The organism is Oceanobacillus sp. FSL W7-1293, assembly GCF_037969815.1.
Taxonomy (GTDB): Bacteria; Bacillota; Bacilli; order Bacillales; family Amphibacillaceae; genus Oceanobacillus; species Oceanobacillus oncorhynchi.
On record NZ_CP150212.1, the window covers coordinates 2,501,211 to 2,527,737 of the forward strand.

Annotated in this window: 31 protein-coding genes; 1 reads left to right on the forward strand and 30 read right to left on the reverse strand. The window is 39.9% G+C overall.

Annotated features, from left to right (window positions below; all coding sequences use genetic code 11):
- Nucleotide 1: 1 nt before the first annotated feature.
- From bshA to MKY65_RS12310, 4 genes are read right to left on the reverse strand one after another with little or no spacing between them, the layout of a single operon-like run.
- Nucleotides 2-1,138, reverse strand: coding sequence for an N-acetyl-alpha-D-glucosaminyl L-malate synthase BshA (gene bshA, locus MKY65_RS12295; RefSeq protein ID WP_339177211.1), 1,137 nt, complete (start codon nt 1,136-1,138; stop codon nt 2-4).
- 15 nt (nt 1,139-1,153) lie between these two features.
- Nucleotides 1,154-1,555: a methylglyoxal synthase gene (locus tag MKY65_RS12300; protein WP_042534109.1), complete on the reverse strand. Its 402-nt coding sequence runs from the start codon at nt 1,553-1,555 to the stop codon at nt 1,154-1,156.
- A 33-nt stretch (nt 1,556-1,588) separates the two neighbouring features.
- Entirely contained in the window at nt 1,589-2,386 is a 798-nt protein-coding gene (gene dapB, locus MKY65_RS12305; RefSeq protein WP_339177214.1) for a 4-hydroxy-tetrahydrodipicolinate reductase, read from the reverse strand.
- Nucleotides 2,376-2,729: a nucleotide pyrophosphohydrolase gene (locus MKY65_RS12310; protein WP_339177216.1), complete on the reverse strand. Its 354-nt coding sequence runs from the start codon at nt 2,727-2,729 to the stop codon at nt 2,376-2,378. Before MKY65_RS12310 ends, dapB begins: the two co-directional genes overlap by 11 nt.
- A gap of 223 nt (nt 2,730-2,952) precedes the next feature.
- Between MKY65_RS12310 and MKY65_RS12315 the strand changes: the two genes are divergently transcribed.
- On the forward strand, nt 2,953-3,819 hold the full coding sequence (locus MKY65_RS12315) for a YitT family protein (RefSeq protein WP_339177218.1): 867 nt from the start codon (nt 2,953-2,955) through the stop codon (nt 3,817-3,819).
- A gap of 98 nt (nt 3,820-3,917) precedes the next feature.
- Here the strand turns inward: MKY65_RS12315 and MKY65_RS12320 are convergent, their stop codons facing one another.
- The 26 genes from MKY65_RS12320 to MKY65_RS12445 all read right to left on the reverse strand — a co-directional run bounded on the left by MKY65_RS12320 (nt 3,918) and on the right by MKY65_RS12445 (nt 26,515).
- Nucleotides 3,918-4,592 carry a zinc metallopeptidase gene (locus tag MKY65_RS12320; protein WP_042534117.1) on the reverse strand — a complete coding sequence of 225 codons (675 nt, stop codon included), beginning with the start codon at nt 4,590-4,592 and terminating at the stop codon, nt 3,918-3,920.
- Nucleotides 4,593-4,647: 55 nt separating this feature from the next.
- The gene (locus tag MKY65_RS12325; protein WP_339177220.1) at nt 4,648-4,902 is read right to left on the reverse strand and encodes a sporulation protein YpjB; all 255 of its coding nucleotides are present in this window, start codon (nt 4,900-4,902) and stop codon (nt 4,648-4,650) included.
- A gap of 177 nt (nt 4,903-5,079) precedes the next feature.
- Entirely contained in the window at nt 5,080-5,658 is a 579-nt protein-coding gene (locus MKY65_RS12330; protein WP_339185233.1) for a DUF1405 domain-containing protein, read from the reverse strand.
- A gap of 88 nt (nt 5,659-5,746) precedes the next feature.
- Complete coding sequence (locus MKY65_RS12335) at nt 5,747-6,526, reverse strand: c-type cytochrome (protein WP_339177223.1); 780 nt, start codon at nt 6,524-6,526, stop codon at nt 5,747-5,749.
- 15 nt (nt 6,527-6,541) lie between these two features.
- Nucleotides 6,542-7,216 (reverse strand): cytochrome b6, encoded by a 675-nt coding sequence (locus MKY65_RS12340; protein WP_040981375.1) that lies wholly within the window; start codon nt 7,214-7,216, stop codon nt 6,542-6,544.
- 6 nt (nt 7,217-7,222) lie between these two features.
- On the reverse strand, nt 7,223-7,735 hold the full coding sequence (locus tag MKY65_RS12345) for a ubiquinol-cytochrome c reductase iron-sulfur subunit (RefSeq protein ID WP_339177227.1): 513 nt from the start codon (nt 7,733-7,735) through the stop codon (nt 7,223-7,225).
- A gap of 148 nt (nt 7,736-7,883) precedes the next feature.
- Nucleotides 7,884-8,342 (reverse strand): DUF2487 family protein, encoded by a 459-nt coding sequence (locus MKY65_RS12350; RefSeq protein WP_339177229.1) that lies wholly within the window; start codon nt 8,340-8,342, stop codon nt 7,884-7,886.
- 556 nt (nt 8,343-8,898) lie between these two features.
- Nucleotides 8,899-9,447, reverse strand: coding sequence for a ReoY family proteolytic degradation factor (locus tag MKY65_RS12355; RefSeq protein WP_339177231.1), 549 nt, complete (start codon nt 9,445-9,447; stop codon nt 8,899-8,901).
- A 42-nt stretch (nt 9,448-9,489) separates the two neighbouring features.
- Nucleotides 9,490-10,749, reverse strand: a complete 1,260-nt coding sequence (locus MKY65_RS12360) for a tetratricopeptide repeat protein (protein ID WP_339177233.1) — start codon at nt 10,747-10,749, stop codon at nt 9,490-9,492.
- A 112-nt stretch (nt 10,750-10,861) separates the two neighbouring features.
- On the reverse strand, nt 10,862-12,151 hold the full coding sequence (gene aroA, locus MKY65_RS12365) for a 3-phosphoshikimate 1-carboxyvinyltransferase (protein ID WP_193062178.1): 1,290 nt from the start codon (nt 12,149-12,151) through the stop codon (nt 10,862-10,864).
- 19 nt (nt 12,152-12,170) lie between these two features.
- Entirely contained in the window at nt 12,171-13,274 is a 1,104-nt protein-coding gene (locus tag MKY65_RS12370; protein ID WP_339177237.1) for a prephenate dehydrogenase, read from the reverse strand.
- A gap of 13 nt (nt 13,275-13,287) precedes the next feature.
- On the reverse strand, nt 13,288-14,382 hold the full coding sequence (gene hisC, locus MKY65_RS12375; protein ID WP_339177239.1) for a histidinol-phosphate transaminase: 1,095 nt from the start codon (nt 14,380-14,382) through the stop codon (nt 13,288-13,290).
- A 3-nt stretch (nt 14,383-14,385) separates the two neighbouring features.
- Nucleotides 14,386-14,760 carry a chorismate mutase gene (aroH, locus tag MKY65_RS12380; RefSeq protein WP_339177241.1) on the reverse strand — a complete coding sequence of 125 codons (375 nt, stop codon included), beginning with the start codon at nt 14,758-14,760 and terminating at the stop codon, nt 14,386-14,388.
- Complete coding sequence (gene aroB / locus MKY65_RS12385; protein ID WP_339177243.1) at nt 14,757-15,833, reverse strand: 3-dehydroquinate synthase; 1,077 nt, start codon at nt 15,831-15,833, stop codon at nt 14,757-14,759. The genes aroH and aroB overlap by 4 nt, the downstream gene beginning before the upstream one ends.
- Nucleotides 15,834-17,003 (reverse strand): chorismate synthase, encoded by a 1,170-nt coding sequence (gene aroC / locus MKY65_RS12390; RefSeq protein WP_339177244.1) that lies wholly within the window; start codon nt 17,001-17,003, stop codon nt 15,834-15,836.
- A gap of 187 nt (nt 17,004-17,190) precedes the next feature.
- Nucleotides 17,191-17,964, reverse strand: coding sequence for a protein-glutamate O-methyltransferase CheR (locus MKY65_RS12395; protein ID WP_339177246.1), 774 nt, complete (start codon nt 17,962-17,964; stop codon nt 17,191-17,193).
- A gap of 70 nt (nt 17,965-18,034) precedes the next feature.
- On the reverse strand, nt 18,035-18,481 hold the full coding sequence (ndk, locus tag MKY65_RS12400) for a nucleoside-diphosphate kinase (protein WP_339177248.1): 447 nt from the start codon (nt 18,479-18,481) through the stop codon (nt 18,035-18,037).
- 96 nt (nt 18,482-18,577) lie between these two features.
- Nucleotides 18,578-19,549: a heptaprenyl diphosphate synthase component II gene (gene hepT, locus MKY65_RS12405; protein ID WP_339177251.1), complete on the reverse strand. Its 972-nt coding sequence runs from the start codon at nt 19,547-19,549 to the stop codon at nt 18,578-18,580.
- A 39-nt stretch (nt 19,550-19,588) separates the two neighbouring features.
- Nucleotides 19,589-20,296 carry a demethylmenaquinone methyltransferase gene (menG, locus tag MKY65_RS12410; protein WP_339177253.1) on the reverse strand — a complete coding sequence of 236 codons (708 nt, stop codon included), beginning with the start codon at nt 20,294-20,296 and terminating at the stop codon, nt 19,589-19,591.
- An 18-nt stretch (nt 20,297-20,314) separates the two neighbouring features.
- A complete protein-coding gene (locus MKY65_RS12415) occupies nt 20,315-21,082 on the reverse strand; it encodes a heptaprenyl diphosphate synthase component 1 (RefSeq protein WP_339177255.1) in 768 nt (255 codons plus the stop codon).
- A gap of 398 nt (nt 21,083-21,480) precedes the next feature.
- Complete coding sequence (gene mtrB, locus MKY65_RS12420; protein ID WP_339177257.1) at nt 21,481-21,702, reverse strand: trp RNA-binding attenuation protein MtrB; 222 nt, start codon at nt 21,700-21,702, stop codon at nt 21,481-21,483.
- Between the two features lie 175 nt (nt 21,703-21,877).
- Nucleotides 21,878-22,150, reverse strand: coding sequence for an HU family DNA-binding protein (locus tag MKY65_RS12425; protein WP_040981409.1), 273 nt, complete (start codon nt 22,148-22,150; stop codon nt 21,878-21,880).
- A gap of 344 nt (nt 22,151-22,494) precedes the next feature.
- Nucleotides 22,495-23,973 (reverse strand): stage IV sporulation protein A, encoded by a 1,479-nt coding sequence (gene spoIVA / locus MKY65_RS12430; protein ID WP_042534158.1) that lies wholly within the window; start codon nt 23,971-23,973, stop codon nt 22,495-22,497.
- An 831-nt stretch (nt 23,974-24,804) separates the two neighbouring features.
- Nucleotides 24,805-25,527: a hypothetical protein gene (locus MKY65_RS12435; RefSeq protein ID WP_339177260.1), complete on the reverse strand. Its 723-nt coding sequence runs from the start codon at nt 25,525-25,527 to the stop codon at nt 24,805-24,807.
- 13 nt (nt 25,528-25,540) lie between these two features.
- The gene (locus tag MKY65_RS12440; RefSeq protein ID WP_042534163.1) at nt 25,541-25,738 is read right to left on the reverse strand and encodes a DUF2768 family protein; all 198 of its coding nucleotides are present in this window, start codon (nt 25,736-25,738) and stop codon (nt 25,541-25,543) included.
- 516 nt (nt 25,739-26,254) lie between these two features.
- Nucleotides 26,255-26,515, reverse strand: coding sequence for a stage VI sporulation protein F (locus MKY65_RS12445; protein WP_042534167.1), 261 nt, complete (start codon nt 26,513-26,515; stop codon nt 26,255-26,257).
- Between the last annotated feature and the right edge of the window lie 12 nt (nt 26,516-26,527).

Genomic DNA, 26,527 nt, shown 5'->3' on the forward strand with positions numbered 1-26,527 from the left:
TCTAGCCTCTTTTCCCTTCTTCTAAAACCTTGTCGTATAAAGCTTCATATTGGTTAACAATCTTCGCGGATGCAAAATGATTCCGCACATGCTCGATAGCTGCTTCTGAAAATTGGTGTTGCTTCTCCGGATCTGATAAAAGCTCAATAGCGTATGATGCAGCCTGTTCAATATCTCCAAGCTCTACAATATACCCTGTTTTATCATGGGTCAATACTTCTGGAATACCGCCGACATTGGTTCCGATTCCAGCCACGCCGCAGGCCATCGCTTCTAATAATACTAGCCCGAAGCTCTCTTTTTCAGACATAAGCAGCATTACATCTGCCATTGCCAGTATGTCACTGACATTATTTTGTTTCCCCAGAAAATGTACTTCTGTTTTCAGCCCTAATTCATTAACATGCTGAACCATATCTGAATATTCCGGGCCATCTCCAATCAATAATAATTTGGAAGGAATGCTTTCATTAACTACTTTAAAGGTATCTATGATATCTTGGACCCGTTTTACCTTCCGAAAGTTTGAGATATGAATCATAATTTTGTCAGAAGCATTTATCTGAAATTGGCTGCGCAGCTCCGCCCCTTTTTGGGGGTAGTATTCATTTTCATTAATAAAATTATAAATAACATCCATTTCCTTCTGGATATCCAGCATGTCTACTGTTTGTTTACGCAAGCTTTCTGAAACAACGGTAACTGCATCGGATTGTTCGATACCATGACGGATAATGGGCTTTAACGTGTTATCTATGCCCAGTATAGTAATATCTGTTCCATGTAAGGTAGTGACGATTTTTACAGGGTGCTTCGCCATATCTCTTGCTAAAATACCGCAAATAGCATGCGGCATCGCATAATGAACATGAAGAATATCCAATTTTTCGCGGTCGATCACCTCTGCCATCTTGGCAGCTAAAGCTAAATCATAAGGTGGATATTGAAATACAGGGTAATGACTCATCTCTACCTGATGATAATACACGTTTACGTACACTTTTTCTAAGCGAAAGGGCATACTGGAAGTGATGAAATGTATTTCATGACCCTTTTCCGCTAATTTCTTACCTAATTCTGTAGCGATTACTCCTGAACCGCCGATGGTTGGATAACATGTAATTCCTATTTTTTTCACAATTCCCCTTCTTTCTTAATCTTCCTTCACGATTTCTCTCCACTGAAAATCGCCTCGATTCAGCCCGTGCATGAAAATTTCCCCTCCGGCAATATTGGTTGCTAAAGGAATTTGATACACATCACACAACCGCATTAACGCGCTGATATCAGGCTCATGCGGCTGGGCAGTTAACGGGTCACGGAAGAAAATAACCATGTCCATTTTATTCTCTGCAATCATACTGCCTATCTGCTGATCGCCACCAAGCGGACCGGATTTAAAACGATGGACCGAAAGTCCTGTTGACTCCATGATCCGGGTCCCTGTTGTTCCTGTAGCAAATAAGTGATGATTCTTTAGTACATGTGTATAAGCAGTTGTGAATTCGACCATATCTTCTTTTTTCTTATCGTGCGCAATTAATGCAACATTCATGACGGCTCCCCCTTTATTTATACCTGTTATCTACTACAAAATGTTTTCTAAACCATAAATAAGCTCGTCCAGATCCATTACCTGATGAACACATTCTTTGATGCCATCCATAAAGGAGGCTCTGTTCATCGAATCATGCTGGATGGTTAATGTTTGACCGGCGCCGCCAAACACCACTTCCTGATGGGCTACCAGCCCGGGAAGACGCATACTGTGGATACGCATGCCGTCAAAGTCTCCGCCGCGGACACCTTTGATGGTTTCTTCTTCATCGGCATGACCTTGCTTTTTCGATTTTCTGGTCTCCTGGATGAGCTCCGCAGTTTTTTTAGCCGTACCGGATGGCGCATCCAATTTTTGATCGTGATGCTTTTCAATGATTTCTACATCCGGAAAATAGGCAGCGGCCATTTTTGCAAATTTCATCATTAATACAGCACCGATTGCAAAATTAGGTGCAATAATACAGCCGGTTTGTTTTTGTTTTGCCAGCTGTTTTAATTCTTCTAGCTGTTCATTTGTATACCCTGTCGTTCCTACTACTGGACGAATACCATGATTCAAAGCTGCTTTTGTATGTTTATAACCGACTTCAGGTATCGTTAAATCAACAAATACATCCGCCTGCTGTTCAGAAAAGCATGTTTCGATATCTGTGTAGATTGGCGCATTGAAACCGTCTGCAAAGCCTTCTAAATCACTTAATTTCTTTCCGTCATTTTTATGGTCTAAACAAGCGGTCAATTCAAAATCAGCTGTGTCATAAATCATATGGACTGCTTCTTTCCCCATTCTTCCTCTTGGACCTGCTACGATAATTTTAATTGCCATGGTTATCTTCCTCCTCTTTTTTTGTCCAGCGATTTTTATCTCTTGTTTCAAATTTTTGCATTGATTTCTCGAAGGAATCCGATAAATCAAACTCCAGCGAATTTGCTAAACAGGCCAATACAAAAATCATATCGCCGACTTCTTCCTCTACTGTATTTTCTTTTTCTGTAACTTTCTTTGGTTTCTCGCCATGATAATGATTAATTTCTCTCGCTAATTCTCCTGTCTCCTCAGATAATCTTGCCATCAAAGCAAGCGGAGAAAAATATCCTTCCTTAAATTGAGATATGTATTGATCCACACGTTTTTGGACATCTTTTAATGTATGTCTGGTATTCTCCATCTCTGACACCTCTTTAAAATCAATATACTTTTTTTCTCTTCTTTCATGTTAGCTAAAAGCAAGGATTTTGACAACTAATTGGTACAGTATGCGTATTGTTACTTGATTTTAAATTGGCTATAATAGATATTGGCTATAATCAAGCTGTAAATACTTGGAATTGTATACATAGACATTTCGTCAGCTTTACTGTTGATACGTGAACATAAGGAGGAATAATAAGTTGAAGATTCGAGTAAAAAATATTGTATTTATTTTAATAGGAGCAGCCATCTTTTCCTTTGGACTTGTCCATTTTAATATGCAGCACAATCTTGGAGAAGGCGGTTTTACAGGTATCACCCTGCTGCTTTTCTTCTTATGGGACATCGACCCGGCAATCTCGAATATTGTCCTTAATATTCCGGTATTTTTTATTGGATGGAAAATACTAGGCAGGAATACGTTTGTCTATACACTGGTTGGAACTTTATCCGTATCTCTTTTTCTCTGGATTTTTCAAATCTATCAGATTCAAATTGGATTAGAGGATGATATGACACTTGTCGCTTTATTTGCAGGTGTGTTTATCGGTATTGGGTTAGGAATTATTTTCCGCTTTGGCGGTACAACCGGCGGGGTTGATATTATCGCTCGCATCATTAATAAATTCACTTCTTGGAGTATCGGAAAAGCGATGTTTGTCTTTGACTTTCTTGTGATTATCACTTCTATTCTGACATTCCTTGAGCTGTCTGAAGGAATGTACACACTGCTGGCTGTATTTGTTGGTGCGAGGGTGATTGATTTTATTCAGGAAGGCGCATATGCTGCAAAAGGAGCTTTTATCATCTCAAATCAAAGTGAAGAAATCGCAGAACAGATTATGGAAAAAATGGAACGGGGCGTGACGATTTTAAATGGTCATGGGAGCTTTTCCAAAGAGAAAAGAAATGTTCTCTACTGTGTAGTTGCACGAAATGAAATTGTCCGGATGAAAAACATCATTAATCAGACAGACCCTTCTGCCTTTGTGTCGATGACAACTGTGCATGAGGTCATGGGAGAAGGTTTCACATTGGATGAGAATAAAAAGCCGTTAAATGATTAGGCAGACAGAAAGGGGCATAGGATAATTTCCAGTGCTCCTTCCGTCGGTTATTTGCCAATGAAAAAAGATGACCCATTTCGGATCATCTTTTTTACATATCAGTCTCTGTTTGCCGCAAAGATAAGAATAAAGCGGATAAGCTCAGCAACGGCAACCAATGCTGCAGCAACATAGGTCATTGCAGCGGCGTTCAATACTTTTTTCGTCTCTCGTTCTTCATTGTTACGGATAATACCCGCTGAAACCATCTGGGTCATCGCCCGGTTCGAAGCATCAAACTCAACTGGCAGTGTCACTAATTGGAAAAGCACTGCAGCAGCGAAGAAGATAATTCCAAGAAGCAGCATATTACTTGCTTGCATAAGCATACCCGCAATGATTAAGAACATAGAAATATTAGAGCCGAAGTTTGCTACTGGAACTAAAGCACTTCGAAAGCGTAAAAATGCATACTCTTCCTGATCCTGAATCGCGTGGCCTACTTCATGTGCTGCAATAGCGGAAGAAGCCATCGATCTGCCGTTATAATTATTTTCAGAAAGGTTCACTTGCTTTTTACGAGGATCATAATGGTCTGTTAATTCCCCTTTAACCATTCCAATCTGTACATCATGCAAACCATTATCATCTAAAATTTTTCTGGCAACGTCTGCGCCAGTCATCCCCGAAGATGTTGGTTTTTTAGAGTACTTTGTATACGTGCTTTTTACTTTTCCTGATGCAAGCATCGGTACAATCATTAATAAGACAAAATAAATCAAATAAGCGACCATTTCTTAATACCCCCATTACTGTATCATAAGGTCAATTTTAGTCAGTATCTCTATTTTAGTCAACTGATTTGTCGTTTTTGCGGACCGGCTTATTGCCTCCTTTTTCCCCTTTGTATTTTTTCCAACTTACATAAGATAATGTAACAATAATGCAACCGCCTACAATTATGACACCCAAAATAAACGGAGACGGCACTAAGCTGTTATAGTAAATGTTTCCTGATGGAATAGAGGCAGCATGAACATCGTTTGCATGGTAAAATATCCCTATGAATCCGATTGTCATCACACGAAGCAGTTTCTCTCCCATAGAGATCACCTCTGATCTTTTGATGTATATTCTAAGTTTATGATGAGAGGTGACTTGGTATGACGGTCAGCTTTTTCTGAGTAGCAGGAATTGCTGAAATAATAACATAAACACGATGGGGATAACCATATTCCGCCCGAAACACGGGTGCGGCTAAACTTCATCCAGCTATGCTTTTTAAACTTTTCGCTGTCTCTTGTGAATCGTCAGGTAATACGCAAGCAGGAGAGAGGCTATGCTTAACCAGAATGTAAAATAACCAATTTCATTCATATACGTTGTTAAATCTGAATAAATAGGCATTTGGCCAAAGACATAGTCAATAATATCATTATGTAAAACAATAATTCCCGCAAGCGTTAAATGCCGCAGCTTTATTTTGTAATACGGGGCATAAAGCAATCCTTGAATAGCCATTCCTAAATGGGAGGCAATCAGCATATACCCAGCTGGACCAATGTCTTTGCCGACAGCTACGGTTAATAAATTCATAACGACGGCCCAGACGCCGTATTTAAATAAAGAGACAATTGCTAATGCCTCGATGTAGGGTATGTTTTTCCCAAAAATAAAAAACAACAGGAAAATCGTAAAGAACAGACTGGCTGTCGGACTATCCGGTACAAATGGAATAAATATCAGAGGAGTTATTTCTAATTGCCCTCCATACCAATAATAACCATAGATGGTGCCCAGGAAATTTATGATGAAAAGCAGGATCAAAAATTTTTTATCTAATAATATGTAGGACAGCATTTTCAATTCAACTTCTCCCTTCTATCGTTGTCATGAATAGAGAAAGCACCTTTGCCTTATTCTGGTCAAAGGTGCTTCTGTCTATTCTTTATTCTGCTGCTGCTTCATTGGTTTCAATAATAAAATCTGCTAATTGTTCCAGTTCTTCATCCGTTCCTTGGAACTGATCGGCAGGCATGGAACCAATACCATTGACAGCAATATCCATTATTTCTTCCTTGGTGTGCTCATTTCCTCCGACTAACGCAGGACCTGCCCCACCTTCCAATTCTCCGCCATGACAGCTTAGACAGCTTGTTTCATACGCTGCAAATCCGGGATGACTCTCGTCAACAATAGATTCGCCTGGAGGAATTGGCTTGTTTTGCTCGGCACGCTCTTCCCAGTCAACTGGTGCTGCAGAAGTATACGTCAGCCAAATAACGGACGCCAGTCCTAAAAGCATCATCCCAACAGCAATTGGACGGTGACGCGGACGTCGCCCAGGACCGTTGTCCAAGAATGGAGCAAGGAATAGCGCTCCAAACCCAATTCCCGGAATAACAAGAATTCCAAGAATAATCCAATTACCACTTGCAAATTGATACTTTAATAATTCATACAAGAATAAGAAATACCAGTCTGGCAGCGGGATATATGCTGCATCTGTCGGATCAGCCATTCCTTCAAGCGGAGATGGATGTGCCAACACCAAGCATAAAAACCCTACAAGGAAAACTGCTCCGGCCAACCACTCTTTTAATAAAAAGTTGGGCCAAAAAGCTTCTGTTCTACCAGGATACTCGGAATAATCTTTTGGTACTTTTGATGCTCTTTCCGCTGTGATCCGAGAATCACCAACGAATTTCATACCTTTACCCTTATGCATTGGTTGCCCTCCTTTTTATAGTGGTCCGGAAATACCTTGTCTACGGATTAAGATAAAGTGAATTGCTAATAATGCAAACAATGCTCCCGGTAAAAAGAAGACATGGATTGCAAAGAAACGTGTCAGGGTTTGTGCACCAACAATGGTAGCATCCCCGGCTAGAAGCGTTTTAAGAGCTTCTCCAATAAATGGTACTTGTTCCGCGATTTCTAGTCCTACTTGAGTCGCAAAGTACGCTTTGTTGTCCCAAGGAAGCAGGTAGCCTGTAAAGCCTAGCCCCAGAATAACAAAGAAGATAAGAACTCCTACCATCCAGTTAAGCTCACGAGGTTTTTTATATGCCCCTTGGAAAAATACCCGTAAAGTATGTAATAATAGCATTACGACAACGACACTAGCGCCCCAGTGATGCATACCGCGGACAATTTGAGCATGTGCTACTTCTGTCTGCAGGTAGTAAACAGATTGCCAAGCGTTTTCAATATCCGGCACATAATACATCGTTAGAAACATACCGGAAAGAATTTGGATTACTACTACAAAGAATGTTAATCCGCCAAAACAGTATACAAATGCGGAAAAGTGATGCGCTGGATTAACGTGCTCCGGAACCTCATGATCGGCAATATCTCGCCATATCGGCGTAATATCAATGCGATCATCGATCCAATCATAAATCTTCTGTAACATTGTTTATTACGCCTCCTCATGTGGTCTAATATTACCTAGGAACAGCATGCCATCCCTTTCTTCCTGTTCATAAACATCAAGCGGTTGCAATGGCGGTGTTCCAGGAACATTCACCCCATTCTTGTAATAACGGCCATCATGGCAAGGACAGTAGTACTCCTCTGGATAGTCGTCATTTCCTTCCCAAGAAACAAAACACCCTAAATGTTTACAAACTGGGGAAAAGGCAACAATTTCGTCATCATCATTTCGATATACCCAAGCTGTTTGGTTTACTTCTGATTCATACCAGCCATCTACCTGATCGACAGTCCAATCGACACGCTGTGGATCAGCAGTGATTTCAGAAACTTCTAGTCCAACATTTGTAAAATCTCCGCCTTCACCGGACTTCAATACAGGATCGATTGCCATCCGAACAGGTGATATCAGCAAACCGGCAGCCATAAAGCCCCCTACGCCTGTAAGCGTATAATTTAAAAATTGTCTGCGGGATATATCGCGTTTTTCATCACTCATGGTTTTCCCCCCTCTGTGTTCAAATAGTCACGGACATTTTTAAGATAAAATCAGATTACTAGGACACTAATAATGATAGCGTAAACTATTGGTTCGGTCAATATATATCCTAGGTTAACTGTAAATGTTTTGATAATTTTGTTTTACTCTACCAAAAGGACTTGACTAATTCTGCTGTTTGCATGGTCTGGTCTCTTATCATGTCTTTTATTGCAGCTGGTTCGGCATCTTTTAAAGGAATAGTTGGAAGCCAAATAAATTCCCCTTCTAAATCATTGGCTATTTTTCGCCAAGACGGATCAAAGCTGATATAGAGCACCTGTTTAAAAGGCTGTTCGTTAAAATGAGCTGTCCACTGATTTAATCGCTCTGCTTCTTCGGACCTCTCTGCCGAGTTGATGTATGTATAAGTCGGAGTAAGCATAATCCTGCCCATTAATTCTTTCTCCAGCTCTCTGGCAAAAAGCGTTAAAATCTCATACTGATCTGCATTTTTAGCAGAAGCCTCTAAAGCGCCAATTTGAAAAGGAGCCAACGGTACAATCACTGTATCAATATACTCCTTCGCTTGTTCATATTTCTGCAAATCAACCCTTGTCCATTTCATAAACAATCCTCCCTTCCAAAATACTTGCCTATATTGTAACAATTTTTCACACATATAGGAAAGGATAAATTGTCAGCGAATACAACTGATAGACAGACAGGCCCAGGCCATAACAGACATGGTCTCTCTTTCGCCATTCCAAGCTTATTTGCCAATCTTTCTTATTCTATCCATGATGAATAATATTTAATCTATTTGTTACAAATTCAATTTTCACACCTAAGAATAAGCATATATATTTTGCTATTCCCGGATGAATATGTTCTCCATTACATGCTTACTTTTTGATTAAATATCCGGCCTTTTTGGAATTGGTGATGGTCCATAGCTCCTGCAACCAACCACTCCGCTTTCCGACATACAAATGTTTTCGATGGGACGAGTAATCGCAGTCCCAGGACGTCGGAAAGCAAAACGGACCGCCGTAACTCCTGTTTCTATGGAAATGAAGTTACTTTTTAATGTATAAAACTTGAGTTACGAAAAAAACAACCCATAAAAATATAGGTTGCTTTTAAACATTATCATTTGATTTATACGTTTTTCAGCTTGTTCTTTATGATTTATTCAGCAGTTTCTCTAACTCTTTTGTCAGCTCTAAAAATTTCGTATGATTTCCCGAATCTAAAGCCTCATCAATCGCTTCCCGCAAACGTTCCTGTTTTTGATTGATCAGGAGCTGATCCAATAATTCAGCTGTGGTCTGTTTATCATCTTTTGTTAAATAGTAATCATCCGGCAAGAATGGATTTTCTTCTAATACAGCAGCATAATAAGCGCTTTGGTTTGCCTGATGAAAATTCAATTGGATAAATAACGCTTCCTGCTTGTTTAACCGAATGTCATGAAAGGTTTTCTCTGCGTCCGTTGTTACCAGATGATTTTTGTAAAATCGAAATGGTATTTTCTCTGAACAGCGACTGGAAATCATTACACCTCTAGGACAATACTTTACATCTCTAACAAAATGCACATGTTCTAAAATATCCATATGGTTTACTAAATAATTAAGTATCCATACACTTTCCCGTTTTTTTAAGCGGTAATGGTTTAAAAACCACTGGATGAAGTCCTTCTTATCTTTTGCAGTTACAGATGATAGCATTCCGCTCTCCCCTCTCTCCTCTCTAAAAGCTGGACATGTCACCTACAATAAATCTTGTTCCAAGCGTTCCACATGCTCACGCACATCTTCATCAATAGGCTGCTGGCCGAGATATGCTTTCAGGACTGGAATGGCCTCCTGCATTCTTCCTTCCTCGGTCAGGAAATAGCCATACTCTTTTAAAAAGTCGCTGTCATGCTGTAAACTAGTATATGCTTCCTGGTAGCTATTTAATGCATCACCAAACGATTCTATTTCAACATAAGCTTTAGCCAGTTCCCAATCATAGAGTGCATCCTCTGCACCAGAATTTTTAATACTTTGGATCAATTCAACAATCTCATCAAATGCTTCTCTTGCTTTAAGCAGTTCAATCAAAAACAAGACGGCTTCCTTATAATCCGGCTCTAAAGCGATAGCCTGCCTGACATACTCTTCACTCTCCGCATTTCTCCCTAATTGGTGAGCAATATCGCCAGCCAGGAAATAGAGTTCTTTTTGATAGGAGTCTCTTTCCAAGCCCTGTTCCGCAACTTTATAAGCTTCTTCCAGCGTCCCTTGTTCCTTATATACATTGGCAAGCTGGGTATATGCCGCATAATAGTCTTGGTCGATTTCCAACACATGCTCCCAAGCTTTTATAGCAATGTCATTACGGTCAGCCTGATGGGCAGTGATTCCATATTTAAATAAATTATCCGGATCCGGGTCTTCCTCTTCTTTGTAAAATTCAAGTGCTTTCTCATATTCACCGGCAGCAGCATATGCTTCTCCAAGCCGGTCTTCTATCGCAACATTTCCTATTTCTTTTGCTTTCGCATAGACGCGCTCATAATAGTTGATAGCCTTTAGGTATTCGCCGATAGAAAAGAATAATTCTCCGAGCGCAAAATCTATAATGCTCTCTTGAGGGTCGATATGCTTTGCTTCCAGCAGCTTTTGCTCCGAAACCTCAAATAATCCCTGAGCCTGATATAAATCCGCAAGCTGGATCAACGCCTGAACATATCCTTCATCTTCTTCCGGAATTTCATTTAATATCGTAATCGCCAGCTCATCTTCTTCGGATTCAATAAAAATATCAGATAAGGTAAGCTTCAGCGACGTTTCTTCAGGATATTTTTCAATCAATTGTTCGAGGATGGTTCTAGATTCAATTAGAAACCCCCACTGCAGGTAAAGTTCAGCTATTTGAAACAGAGAATCATCATCTGCGTTTTTTTGGTAATCACTTAATAATGCCAACGCCTTTTCTGTTTCATTTTTTTCAGCCAGTTCGATTGCTTGTTGAATGGTGTTCATTTAAAAGAACCCCTCTCTTTTTGTGTTTCTTTTGCTTCCAATTTATCATACAAAAAAGATAGCTACAGTTCAAATAACTAGAACTGTAGCCAGAATTTAAATATACGAAATTTTATTGCAAAATTGCTTCCAGGTCATCAAAAAATGTCGGATACGATATATTGATACTGTCTTTTTCATCCATTTTTACCGGGCTTTCTGATACGAGCGCTGCGATAACACCCATCATGGCAATCCGGTGATCCATATAGGAGGAAATGGTGCCGCCTGTTAGACGGGTTGGTCCTTCAATAATCATTCCGTCCTCGGTCGGTGTGATATTTGCTCCCAGTGTTGTTAAATTTTGACACACTGCTTCAATGCGGTCTGTTTCTTTTACCTTCAATTCTTCGGCGTCCTTGATTACCGTTTTTCCTTCTGCCTGTGTTGCCAGCAAGGCAAGTATTGGAATTTCATCAATCAGGCGGGGGATGACTTCCCCTTCTACTGTCGTCCCTTTTAAGGCAGTATATTTAATGGTTAAATCACCAATTTTTTCACCGCCTGTAGTGCGCTCATTAGAAACAGTAATAGCTGCCCCCATTTGCTTGACTACATCTAAAATGCCCGTCCGGGACGCATTTAAACCGACGTTCTTTAACGTAACTGTACTTCCGGGCACAATTGCTCCGGCAGCTAAAAAGAAAGCAGCTGAGGAAATGTCGCCGGGGACTTCCACGTCACAAGCTGTCAGCTTCCCTTTGTTTGTAACGACAATTCCTTCTTCCTTCTGCTTTAAATCAGCACCAAAGGCTTGAAGCATAACTTCTGTATGGTTTCTTGTTTCAGTGTCTTCTTGTACGACAGTTTCTCCTTCTGCAACCAAGCCTGCCAATAAAACAGCTGATTTTACTTGAGCGCTTTTCACCGGAAGGCGGTAGGTAATTCCTTTTAAGGCGCCTCCATGAACGGTAATCGGGAGATATTTTCCATCTTCCTGTCCATGAATTGCAGCACCCATTTCTCTTAATGGCGTAACCACACGATCCATCGGACGCTTTGTAAGAGAAGCATCCCCAAAAATCTTCGTTTCAAATGGCAGTCCAGATAATAGACCCAGCATTAATCTGGTCGTGGTCCCTGAATTACCAAAATCGAATGCTCCAGCAGGCTTTTTTAATCCTTCTAACCCATTCCCATGAACGAGTACCGAGCTTCCTTCTTTTTCAATCTGTACTCCCATCTCCCGAAAAGCATCAATCGTTCTGTGACAATCCTCCCCGTCAAGAAAATTAGATATTTTTGTAATTCCATGTGAAATACTCCCGAAAATAATAGAACGATGTGATATCGACTTATCTCCAGGAACGATAACTTCACCTTCTAATCTTGGTGAGGTGTATTCAAATTGAACATGCGACAATACGTTCTCCTCCTTGTCGTTAAGATTGGATCATCGTTTCAAATCCACGTTGTTTTAATATCTTCTGACCGGCTTCTTGCGCTTCTTTTGTGTAAAAGCTCAAGCGCAGTGCACCAGTAATTCCTTCCCGTACTTCAAGGATTTCAATGTTTTTAATACTTAATGATGCATTTGCCAGAATAAGCGCCACTTCAGCTATGGCACCCGGCTGGTCTGCAATATCAACGATAACATCGTAGAACGCCGGAATTGCACCGCGTCCGCCTTCATTTAATCCATCACGGTAATTTTTGGCGCTGTCTAAATACGTAATAACCTCTTCTTTTTCATTATCTTCAATCAGCTTTTTCAGCTGCTCCATTTCAACAATCCAATCATCCAGCATGGCAGACATTTTCGATTGATTGTGATAAAAAATATCCTGCCACATCACCGGGTTACTGGAGGCAATCCGGGTAATATCCCGAAATCCGCCTGCTGCAAGCTTCGGAAGGTAGGAGTGTTTTTTCTCCCATTTTCTCGCCTGATGGACAAGTGATGATGCTATAAGATGCGGAAAGTGAGAAATAACTCCTGTCATTTCGTCATGTTCATCTGATTGCAATACAACAAAGTTGCTTTTGGTTGCAGATAAAACGTCTCTTAATGTATCTACATTCTCCTCAGTTGCATTATCAAGAGGGGATAAAACATAAATGGCATTCTCAAATAAATGTTCCTTCGCCGCTTCAATCCCTTTCTTATGGGAGCCCGCCATTGGATGCCCGCCGATAAAACGGATGGCTTTATTGCTTAAACCATTTGCAGCAATAAGTACAGAACCTTTTACAGACGCTGTATCAGAGACAATCACATCTTTTTCGAAAGGAATGTCATCCAGTCTGGAAACAAGCTGAATCGTCTCTGAAATAGGTGCAGAAATAATAATAATATCTGCTTTTAATGCAGCTTCTTCAAAATTGGTAAAAGCTTCATCAATGATACCGTGATTCGAAGCAAAATGGAGTGTGTTTTCATTTACATCAAAACCGATTATGTAATGTTCGGACTCTTTTCTAATCGCTTTAGCAATGGACCCGCCTATGAGGCCGAGTCCAGCTATCAATACCTGCTGCTTTTTCATACATTCACCTTACCTAATTTAATTGTTCTTGATAATCTCTTAGTACGCTCTCCAATACCTTCATATCCTCTTCTTTTCCAATCGTAACACGAATGGTATTTGGAATACCTAATAATTCTCCAGGGCGGACAATAAAACCATGCTTGATTAAATAATCAAAAGCCTCCATTCCGCTTTCCGGTGTTTTTACAAGCAAGAAATTCGCTTCTGATTCATAATAACCCCAACCGATCGAAGTTAAAAAGGCTTGAAATTGTTTTAATACTTTTTTATTCTCCTGATACGTATGCTGGATAAACCCCTGATCTGAAAAGGCAATAACGGCGGCCTGTTGCGCTGCAGACGTTGTATTAAACGGTCCGCGGACCTTATCTAAGGTTTCCACAATCAATGGATCGGCGATTCCATAGCCAATACGCAGACCTGCCAGTCCATAAGCTTTTGAAAATGTACGTAAAACAATCAGGTTTGGATATTTATCCAACAGCTCGAGAGCATTTAAATCCTTCTCAGGCTGTAAAAATTCAACATATGCCTCATCTAAAGCAATAAGGACGTCCGAAGGGCATTTATCTAAAAAGTCTTCTAACGCTTCTTTGGAAAGTGCAGTGCCTGTTGGATTATTTGGTGTACAAATCCAGATAATTTTTGTATTATCCTGAACCGAGTCAAGCATCTTATCAAGCGGATGACTTCCATCCTCATTAACAGGATGCTCTATAATCTCAGCTCCTTCGATTAAAGCATAATGCTTATATTGCGGGAATGTCGGTGTTGCCATAATAACCTGATCCCCTACAGTAAGATAAGAACGGCAAAGCATCTGAATAATTTCCTCTGAACCGCTTCCGAAGATAAGTGATTCCGGGCTTACATTTAGTTTTCCGCTGATCAGATAACGGAGTTCAGATGTGTACCCATCCGGATAGATATTAAATACAGGCTCATTTTTCTGGAAGACTTCCTTCACTTTATCTGAAAAGCCATAAGGATTCTCATTAGAAGCCAATTTAACGATATAATCAAGTCCGAATTCTTCTTGAATATCCTTTGTCTGCTTCCCTTGTTTATATGGACTAAGCTGTTTTAATACTTCTTTGCTTCTCATTGCTTAACTACCCTTTCTTTCTAAAAGATCCGGACGAAGCTTTACAGCCTCTCTCTGAAATGTATGCTCAACCTCTTTTTGCTGTTTATCGGTATTCACAATCATCATAATTCGAATACACTTTGGCAGGCTGCCGGGAACATCTATTTCCTGCATACACATAACCGGAACATATTTCCACCCGTCAATTTCACGTAAAGCTTTCGCAGGAAAAGCTGCATCCACATCCTTTGTTACTGAAATAAAAGCATGGGAAACATCCTCTGCCTGAATATTATTTTTCTCTGCCATTTCCTGAACAAGTGTTCTTGTATGTTCAATAATTTCACTTGCAACATTATTTTCTACGGTTGTAGCACCGCGCACGCCTCTTGTCATAGCTTGTTCATCCTCTCTATATATGTTCTGATATAAGCCTCCACAGAGGAATCATCTAAGTTTGCGACAGTTGGCTCACCTACCTGGTTCAGTAATACCATCTGGATATGGCCGGAAACGGATTTTTTATCTGCCTTCATGCTTTTGACGAGCTCGGCGATACGCTTTTTTTCTATGTCGATAACAGGATATTCATTTAGTTTCATCCAATGGTACAGTTCATTAAAAGGGAGCTCTTCCCCTGACATATCCTCGCTTACATGAAGCGCAAATAGCATTCCATTCGCAACGGCCTCTCCATGAGTTACTGTTCCATACCCCAATCTAGCTTCTAACGCGTGTCCCAATGTATGACCGAGGTTTAAATATTTCCGGACACCCGATTCTCTTTCATCTTCTTCTACGATAGCTGCTTTTACTTTTATACCAGCCTCTAAATGATTTTCCTGCTGCGTAGTGGTAACCTGCTGTAAAGACAGCGACAATAATTCTTCTGTCAGATTGATATCAGAAATAAATCCTTCTTTTAAAATTTCGGCATAGCCGCTACGAATTTCACGGTATGGTAAAGATACCAGCGTTTCTGTGTCATATAAAACAGCTGCCGGAGGATAGAAACAGCCAATCAGATTTTTACCGGATTCATGATTGATTGCTACTTTGCCACCCACACTGCTGTCATGCGCTAAAATAGTTGTCGGCATTTGAATATAATCGATTCCGCGCATAAAGGTCGCAGCAACAAATCCGCCTAAATCACCTATGACACCGCCGCCCAAAGCAATGATGAGCGATTTACGATCTAAACCGCTCTCGATTGCCTTTGTCTGTAATTTGTAATATTGATCCATGTTTTTAGAAGCTTCCCCGGCTGGAACAATGTAAGAATAAACGTGTTGTCCCTCCAGATTGTTTATAACATCCTGTAAATATTTATCAGCTATTTTATCGTCCGTTATCACTAAAATAGAGCTGTATTCCTTCTTTAACCACTTCTTTAAGTGAAACCGTAATCCAGCTTCCATCACAATAGGATAGCTACGCTGGCTGGACTGGATTGTTAATTGTTTCATTTAGAAGCACCTGATTTCTTCTCTGTACTGATCAATTGCCTGTTTTAATTGCGGGAATCGGTCACTTGAAAATTGCTCTGTGACGGCTTTTGCAATTTCAAATGCGACAACATGCTCCATCACCACAGAAGCTGCCGGCACTGCACAAGCGTCGGACCTTTCCACTGTTGCTTTAAATGGCTCTTTGGATTCAATATCCACGCTTTGCAATGGACGCTTCATCAATGTAGGTATAGGCTTCATTACCCCGCGAACAATGAGCGGCATCCCTGTACTCATTCCGCCTTCCAAACCGCCAAGACGATTCGTTGTACGATGATATCCATCTGTTTCATTCCAGGCAATTTCATCATGTACCTCACTGCCGTTTAAGCGGGCTGCTTCAAAACCGATGCCAAATTCCACACCTTTAAAAGCATTAATGCTGACAACACTTGCTGCAATCTTACTATCCAGCTTTCGATCATAATGCACATAAGAACCGATTCCAGCAGGCAGGCCTTCTACATAAACTTCACAGATACCGCCGATAGAGTCGCCAACTTTTTTCGCTTCATCTATTGCGTCCATCATTGGCTGCTCCACATTGGAATCTAATACCATTACAGGAGAATCTCCAGAAATTTCAGCACGTTCTTTCGCTGTTAAATCGTTTTTTTCTTCTGCCCGAATCCCTGCGATTTCTTTCACATATCCAGTAACATAAATACCCAATTGCTCTAAAAGTGATTTTGCCACTGCACCTGCAGCAACTCGAGCGCCCGTTTCTCTTGCAGAAGAGCGTTCTAATACATTACGCATATCACGATGTCCATATTTCAGACCGCCATTTAAATCTGCATGTCCCGGACGAGGTTTTGTTACGACTCTGCGCAGCTTGGCTCCGTCCTCAAGCGGGTCTGCACCCATAATATCTGTCCAATGCTTAAAATCATCATTATGTATCACAAGTGACACAGGAGACCCCAACGTGTATCCGTGCCGTACTCCGCTTGTGATATCTACCGTATCTTTTTCAATTTGCATTCTCTTGCCTCTGCCATGCCCGCCTTGTCTTCTGCGCAGACTCTCATTAATATCTTCTGCCTTTAATTCCATCTGTGAAGGCAGGCCCTCGATAATTGTCGTTAATTGTTTTCCATGTGATTCTCCAGCTGTTAAGTAGCGCACTACACATTCTCCTTTATCTTTATAAAGCTATTAAAATAAGAACGTATAAACGTTGTTATTATCCAAACGTTTTGCAATATGGACATGTCATATTTTTTAGATAATATCGAATATACTTTACCTATTTAAATAGTTGAAAGTTTTCTAATTACTATACCATATAAAAGCCCGTTTCGGGTAGTATAAATTATTGTTTCCGATAAAAAAAGCTGTCTTCTAAATAAAAACCAAACTGTTCTGCATTAAATATCTGTTCAGTACTGCCGACGAATAAACAGCCTCCTTTCGTTAATGCTTTATTAAAATGATGGAATATATTATTTTTTGCTTCATCGGTAAAATAAATCAATACATTTCGACAGACGATAAGATCTACATCTCTAGGGTAAGTATCTTCTAATAGATTATGGCGTTCAAAACGAATATGCTTTCTTAAAGACGGATCAACTTGAAAAATGGTCCCCTGTGATGTAAAATACTTTTTCTTCAGAGCAGCCGGGAGCTCTTTTAAAGAACGCTCTTGATAGTTTCCTTGTTTTGCTGCGTTTAATACAGCCTGATCAAAATCTGTAGCACGAATCTGGTAACGCAAGCCCGGAAAGTATTCTTCCAGCATCATCGCAAGACTGTAAGGCTCTTCCCCTGTAGAACAGGCAGCGCTCCAAATCGTGATTTTTCTTTTATTTTTTGTTAATTCTGGAATAATCTTTTTTTGCAGAACATCCCATCGATTCGGATTCCGGTAAAATTCCGATACATTTATAGTTAATTTCTCTGTGAATTCTTCCAATAACTCAGCATCCTTTTGACAGGCCGAGAAATAATCTATGTAGCTTCTAAAACCATGTTTATCTCTTAAAGTCGTGATTCTTCGTTTCATCTGCGCTTCTTTATATAAGCTCAAATTCAGTTTAAGTGATTGATGCACCTTCTGCTTCATTAAATCATAATCATCTTTCATTCGTTAACCTCCTCTGCTTGTACGCAAAAACCCCCGTATATTTAACGGAGGTTTCGACAACGCTTTCAGTTTAATAAATCCATGCATCCTGTTGTTTGTTGTAAGAATTCAATTCCTTCTCGTCAAAAAAGAGATTAATCTCTCTTGAAGCGCTTTCTAAAGAGTCCGAACCATGAATGATATTCTTGCCAACATTAATGCCGTAGTCGCCCCGGATCGTTCCTGGAAGCGCTTCTAATGGATTTGTTTTTCCCATCATGGTACGAGCAGAAGCAACGACATTTTCGCCTTCCCATACCATGGCAAAAACTGGTCCGGAAGTAATAAAATCAACCAGTTCCCCAAAGAATGGGCGTTCCTTATGTTCGCCATAATGTGTTTCAGCTAAATCTGTAGATATTGTCATTAATTTAGCTCCGGCTAATTTAAACCCCTTTTGTTCAAATCGCGCAACAATATCTCCAATTAAGTTACGCTGCACACCATCTGGTTTTACCATTAAAAAAGTTCTTTCCATTAAAATCACCCTGCCCCTATGTAATTATAATAAATGAAAAATGTAGCCTCTAAAATAGTAACAAATTATCAGACAAATAACAATATCTTTATTTCATTAGGAACGCCTTTTTCCAATAAAAGTAGCAATATCTTGTAAACTTTTCTTTGCCCTGGACGATTTCAGTCCTTCTAAAGATTTCAATGCTTTTTGCAGATAAAGGTCGCTGACTGCATAGCTCCTCTGAATAGCATCTGTGTTTTTTAAGCAGGCAATCAGCTTCTGCATTGTTTTTTCATCAATGTCCTGATTACTGTTGATTAATGTCACCAATTGATTTCTTAATTCCTGATCCTCCATTGCATATAGAACAGGCAGCGTGATATTACCCTGTAATAAATCATTTCCTGCCGGTTTCCCCAGTTCTTTTGCAGTAGATGTAAAATCGAGGATATCGTCAATAATTTGATAAGACATGCCGACATTATAGCCGTAACGATACATTTTATTTGCATCCTGTTCACTTAACCCGCCGACGAGCGCACCCAGTTTGCAGCTGCACGCTATCAGTAATGCCGTTTTCCGTTTTATCCGGCGCAGATAGTCTCGAAAATTTTGATTCCATTGGTATTTAAATTGAATTTGTTCAATTTCCCCAATAGATACTTCAACAAGTGTTTTGGATAATAAAGTATGTATTCTCGGATCATCTATTTTTGTTATTTCTTCCAGGGCTCTTGCAAGAATGAAATCGCCTGTGTACATCGCAATCCGGTTTCCATATTGAGAAGCAGTCGTCGGTTTCCCGCGACGCAGCTCAGCTTCATCAATCACGTCATCATGAACAAGCGTTGCCATATGAATAAGCTCTAGGGTTACAGCAACTTTTTGTATTTTTTCAAAGTCATAATCCCCTATTTGACATGAAAGCAAAACAAAAACAGGACGAATGCGTTTCCCTCCTGCTTTCAATAATGCTGTAGAAGCGTCTCGAAGTACGGGATGTTCAGCCTGAATGCTCTTCTGTAATGTTTTTTCAATAGTGTCCATATCTTTTGTTAAAAATCCATAAATCTTTGGTAGTCTCATGTACGTCACCTTATTTTACTAGTAAATTCAATCTTTATTTTAAGATTTATGCCCCATATGCATCGCAGCACCGCCGCCGGCATACATTTTGACATCGACATGCTTGAAGCCTGCATCAAAGAACATTTGCTTCAATTTGTCCTTACCTGGAAAATCCTTTGCGGATTCCTGCAGCCAGGAATATTCTTGATAGCTTTTAGCAAATACTTTTCCAAAAAGCGGCATAATAAAACGGAAATAAAAATAATATAATTGCCTGTAGCCAATCAGTGTAGGCTGAGAGGTTTCCAGACAAACCACCATCCCACCCGGTTTGACTACCCGGTACATTTCTTTTAAAACCGCCATATAGTCAGGAACATTCCGTAAGCCAAAGCCAATTGTTACGTAATCAAACTGATTGTCATCAAAAGGAAGCTCCATCGCATTGCCATGCATCCATTCAATCTCATCCAGCTGCTCCTGTTTTCCTTTTTCTCTGGCAATAGACAGCATGTTCTCGCTGAAATCAAGCCCTATAACCTTTCCATCAGCTCCGACAGCCTTCGCCAAGGAAATAGCCCAGTCTCCTGTACCGCAACATACGTCCAATGCACTGTCTCCCGGGGATACGTGCATTCGTTTCATAACATCTTTACGCCATAACGTATGCTGTTTAAACGAAATCACCGAGTTCATGGAATCGTAGTTTTCATATATTTTCTCAAAGACGTGATGGACACGTTCTTCTTTTGATGAAAAACCCATAATTCATTACACTTCCTTTTAAAGTCTTGACGTTCTTATTTCTTTCGTTTCCTGGGAATAAATAAATTGCTCCATAAATAAACTAGAGCTGGATAATTCCGAAACAGCACGGTAAACAGCTTTTTCATAATCCCGAATCAATTTCCCGTCAATCAGCGGAATCGAAGTTGCTTTATTATTACGTGCTTCCCACTCTTTGCGCAGTAAAGTATACCCGTTGTCTGCTTGTTCTGTATCCAAGCGGCGATACATCAGCCAGTTTTGAATAATCGATTCTAATTCAGGATTGTGCAGATATTTTGCGACATGTACCAGCACGGATGCATTCAATTTCATTTTGATATTTAACCAGGTTTCAAGCGGTAATTGTTCTTCATAGTATAAAGTAACTTTTAGTTCATTTATTTCACGAATCGCATTCGCGAGTATCTGGATAAACTGAATTTCTCCCGCTTCTGCCAGCAATAAATAATACAGTCCGCTATAGTAATCTCCTGAGAGAACCTGGAGCTGCTTCTCAATCATTTCGCTTTCTGTATCAGCATGTTGTTTGATCGGAACAAAATCATGTGTATCCAGGGCGATTTGAACAAGCATGGTTGAAATAATATACTTTTCACGCTGCAAAGGAGTTAATGATTTATGTTGTTCAACAAGAAATAGCAATAAATTCCACTTTTCTTCATCGATCACTGGATAACGTATATGCTTATGAATGTATGAATCATATAATTTATTTTCCAGTATTTTTCTATAACCTCTATCAGTTGTAATAAATGTAGTCAACACTATCACCTGGACCCTTTCAGCCTTTCTTTGCTCTAGCTATTATAGCACATTTTAAATGTTATAAAAACGAAAGAACTTATTCTGTTTTAGGCTTGGTCTTAGAAAATCTCACATTCGCTTGTTTTTTAGTGAATCCGCAGCTTTTCTTATACTGCCCTATCGTGCAAAAAAATAAATACCCCTATATTAACTGCTTCTGTCAGAGAAACAATATCCAGAATATTTTCCGGCATCGAAACGTCGCCGCTGCTCACAGAAATGAACGAGTCTTTATCTCACATGGACTGGAAAACAAATAACCTTCCAGTTGTTTCCTATCTTCTCTTCAGGCGGAGTTATTTTTGAGCGAGGCTATGGATCACTTCGTAAAATACTAATAAGGGGATGTTTTTATATTAATTTTCTATTTCGCCATGACTTGTTTGAATAAGTGCTTTACCGCGAACTTTAATAGCAGAAGTATGTTCTGTGAATTGAGCAATCATAATTTCGCCTTGGTCCAGTTTTTCAGAATGATGGAATTTTGTATTGCTTCCACGCGTCAGGCCAATAACATGAACACCGTCTTCTAATGCTTTAATAACGAAATAATCTGCTTTTGCGCTTTGATCATTCATACATTACTCCTCCTTAAATGGAATTCTTTATGTAAAATAAATCTATTTAAATAATATCTTTGCTTTAATAGGCTTGTTCAGCTCCTGTATGCTTTCTCATGCAGAAATAAGGAAAGGGACACGTTTATCAACGTATCCCTCCCTTTTGTACACTCCTGTCCGGATATGTAAAATATTATTTTACACTATCCTTAAGAGCTTTACCTGGTTTGAAAGCAGGAACTTTGCTTGCAGGAATTTCGATTTCTTCTCCTGTTTGTGGATTACGTCCTTTACGTGCAGAACGTTCACGAACTTCAAAGTTACCAAAACCGATTAGTTGTACTTTTTCACCATTCTTCAGTGAATCCATGACTGCATCAAATACTGCATCCACAGCTTTTGTTGCATCCTTTTTTGAAAGATCACTTTTTTCAGCCACAGCATTTACTAAATCTGTTTTATTCATGACATTCACCTCCTCCCAGGATGTTCTTTAGACAAATAGGCTAGTTAGTCTGCCTATCCCATGGTCTGTTTCATCAAAGTCACCCTAATATGTGATGACAAGGCTTATAATAAACGAGTTTGGAATAAAATTCAACAAAAACTATCGATTTCTCTAGAATTTATTGAGATTTTACATAAAAATTCCTTTTTCTTAAGAGAAACAGGCTAAACTCTTATGCAACAAGCATTGTCACCTTTCCATAAATCTATACGGTGTTTTGCAGATTTTTTAGGCGTTCTGACAAAAAAATTATAAAAAAAATAAACAGCTATCAATTTAGCTGCTTATCGAGAAGTATTTTTTTATAATATAATAGCGATTAAACCGCCTGACCCTTCGTTAATAATTCTCTCTAGGGTATCTTTTAATTTATATCTTGCATTCTCCGGCATTAACGAGATTTTAGCTTGAATACCTTCTCTCACAATCGAACTGAGTGACCTGCCAAAAATATCTGATTCCCAGATAGACAGCGGATCTTCTTCAAAATCCTGCATCAGATAACGGACCAGCTCTTCACTTTGTTTTTCGGTTCCGATAATAGGAGAAAATTCAGATTCTACTTCGACCCGAATCATATGAATAGACGGGGCCACAGCTTTCAGGCGGACACCGAACCTGGAGCCCTGACGGATGATTTCCGGTTCATCCAGCTGCATATCCTCTAAACTGGGGGCAGCAATGCCATAACCGGTTTGTTTTACCATTTGCAGAGCACCGGAAACTTGGTCATACTCTCTTTTCGCATAGGCAAAATCCTGCATTAGCTCTAATAAATGGTCTTTACCGCGAATTTCTTCCCCGACAATCTCCTTCAGAACATGGTCATATAACTGATCAGGGGCATGCAAGTCGATTTCGGCAATACCCTCGCCCATCTCCATCCCTGCTAAATTGGCACCTTCAATATGTTCATAATCTCTGAAATGACCAACGATATGGTCGACATCACGCAAACGTTTTATATCCTTTACGGTATCTTGAATGGCTTCCTGATAATTTTGACGAAGCCAGTGATCTTCTTTTAAAACCATTACCCAGCTAGGCAGGTTTACATTTACCTCAAGGACCGGAAATTCGAATAATGCTTCACGCAGTACACTGTAGACATCATGCTCTGTCATTGTTTCTACACTCATCGCTAATACCGGAATATCATGCTGCTCCGTCAGCTCTTCCCGAAGCAAAGTTGTTTTTTGACTGTGCGGTTCTGTAGAATTGATTACCATAATAAATGGCTTGCCAACCTCTTTTAACTCTTCAATCACTCTTGTCTCAGCTTCAATATAGTCTTCTCTATCTATTTCACCGATAGTACCGTCTGTTGTCACGACAACGCCAATAGTAGAATGCTCCTGAATTACTTTACGGGTTCCTATTTCTGCTGCATCATGAAACGGGATAGGGTCCTCGTACCACGGCGTATGAATCATACGCGGGCCATTTTCATCCTCAAACCCTTTCGCCCCTTCTACAGCGTATCCAACACAATCAACAAGACGGACATTTACATCTAATCCATCTTCCACGTTTACTTGAACAGCCTGATTCGGAACAAACTTTGGTTCTGTTGTCATAATGGTTTTTCCTGCCGCACTCTGCGGTAATTCATCATGTGCTCTTGCTCTTTCACTTTCACTTTCAATATTAGGAAGTACAACCAACTCCATGAATTTCTTAATAAAGGTGGACTTTCCCGTACGGACTGCTCCGACGATTCCAAGATATATGTCGCCATTTGTACGTTTCGATATATCCTTAAAAATATCTGTTTTTTCCAAAAGATCCCCTCCCGATCTCCGTACTTTGATATACATCACCCGTAATAGTTGGACACTAACAGTCTATGACGTTGTCCTATTAGATTATGACTAAGTTTTACACATTTTTATCACACGTCCATCAGACGTCATATTTGACTTTAAAAGGTCCTCTAAGCAAGCTACAAATAAAACACAGGTATTTATAAACAAACTTTATATCTCATGTATATGCAGCATGAATCTATTTATTCTGTTTTATTTGAGGACGACAAAGAAAACCAAGAATATTGGTTGGTCTTTAAATCACCGGTGTCCTCGCCGAAGCGATGTCCGCTGCGACGGTTTTCGATGGGGCGAGTAATCGCAGTCCCAGGAAGTCGCTTTCCGCGGGCAACGTTCAGCCTCCTCGGAAGAAAACCGCTTCCTGCTCAGGTCTACCTGTTGCTTTTCCCGCAGGAGTCGACTTCCCTCCGCTCCCATCTTTGAAGAAATATGTTTTATTTGCTTTCTTTCAAAAAAATGAAGCTGATTCTAGCGGTGGAAAAACATGGAGACTCCTATAGGAAAGCGCAATGGTCTTCGGTGGGGCGAGTAATCGCAGTCCCAGTCCCAGTGTGAAGACCCCGCAGAAAAAAAGTGAACTTCTTTTTTTCTACCCGCGGGGCATAAGTGCGACTATGCTTCTGTCTGCGCCTGACGGCTTGCCAATCAGCAAGTCTTCTTTAAAGGAGATGAGCTCGGGGCCCATGGAAAGCGTAGTGTTTTTCCGGAGCGGCTATTTTTATAAACATTCTTATTCTTCAAAAAAAGCCATACAGTTCAATTATTGAAACTGCATGGCTTTTCTATTTAGTCTTCTTCCATAAATACGGCTTGTCCATCTTCTACGGTGTAAGGAAGGGAGTATGCGGGAACAAATGGATAATTATCCACTAAAAGATAACGGATATCATCGCCTTCTTCATAGCCGTGATCATCCTCTTCCAGCGCCTGATTCAAGTCATAAGAATAATCAATATATAATTTGCCGTCTAAATCCATCACAATCGGCAAATCGGCCTGCGAATAAGGACTTTTCGCAGTCGGCGGTTCACTTAATCCGAGCTTTTCATAATCCACCGTATATATCTGGTCTGTGATTTGCTGCCCGTAGGCTGGATATGTGTGCTCTTGTCTGTAAACGTCTAACCGTACATTGATGCTTCGTAATTGCTCCGTAGTTTGTAAATCAATAAGGCGGACTTGCAAATCGTCTTCCGGGTCGATAATCGTATACTGATAGACACCGCCCTCTTCAAAAGAGTTTCCAGGCAGTTCAGACAAATAACCTTTCTCCAGCATCTGTTTAAAATCAATCAAATACTTTTCGAAGATATGTGTATCACTGTCTTTTGTCTGAATCGGCACTAAACCATCTTCCTCTTCTCTGTAGGTTTCAACTGCCTGCTGGACAACAGCTAACTGTTCTTCATTCGGAATCTGGTTTTCCGACCGCTCGCTTTGAGGATACATGCAGCCGCTTAAGAGCAAGAACATAAAGGGTATCGTCAATAAATATGTATATTTCATCATGAAACTCCTTTTCCTATCTTGTTGGTCCACTAAATGTAACATATAAAATAATCAAAGCACCGCTGACGAGACTTATATAAGCTAAAAATGTAATAATACTGCCAAACCAGCCTCGCAGCTTTGTTCTGCTCCAAACAATCAAGCCTGTAGCTAAGATTAATAAAAACATCCCGACAAAGGATATATACATCATTAACATGGATACTGACAAAGCGTTCACCCCTATTTCAATCAAAATACATTTTACCAGATGCTATTATAACATAACTTCTGGGCGATGTACTCTAAGATAACTGACGAAACATTGAACATTTTAAACGCTTTCTTCGGCATTCAGTTGAAAATGTCTTTTCTTCATGTAAAAACCTGTGGCAAAGGGGGTATCTTCACCACAGGTTGACTAAATAATATCCTCAGCAACTCTATTCCTTGAATGCTGGTGCGATTTATCTTATGCAGTATTTTGAAAATCTGTATACTCAACTGCCTATAAAGTGAAACTTTATTCAGCGGAGATTTTTACATCCCCGCTGAATAAAGAACAAAGGCTGGGGCCGCGGTTACTCGCCCCATCGAAACGTGTTATCTTGGGCGCCTTTGTAGCGTACATCCTGCAGACCCGATGTATCAGGCCTTTACTGGCTGCCCCGATTCCCGCATAGAATTTTCGATTTCTCTCATTTTCGTGACATGGGAATTTCACAGCCAGTTATACTGTGATAAAAACCTATTTCTTAAATAAATTATTTAACGAATTGACATCTCCAGGCATTTTATTTTTGACAATGGATTGTACAATTTTGTCTTCTTTTTCTTTTGAAAGGGGTTTACCTGCCATCTGCGAAAGCTGCTTCACAAGATTTCGAACGGTTTTTTCATCCGAAAAATTTGCATGCTTTACCGAATCAGCTACTTTATAGACTTCCTCAGGACGAATGTTTGTGTTCTTTTGTATCTTATCAAACATACCTTTTTGAAAATTATTCACATGATTTCCTCC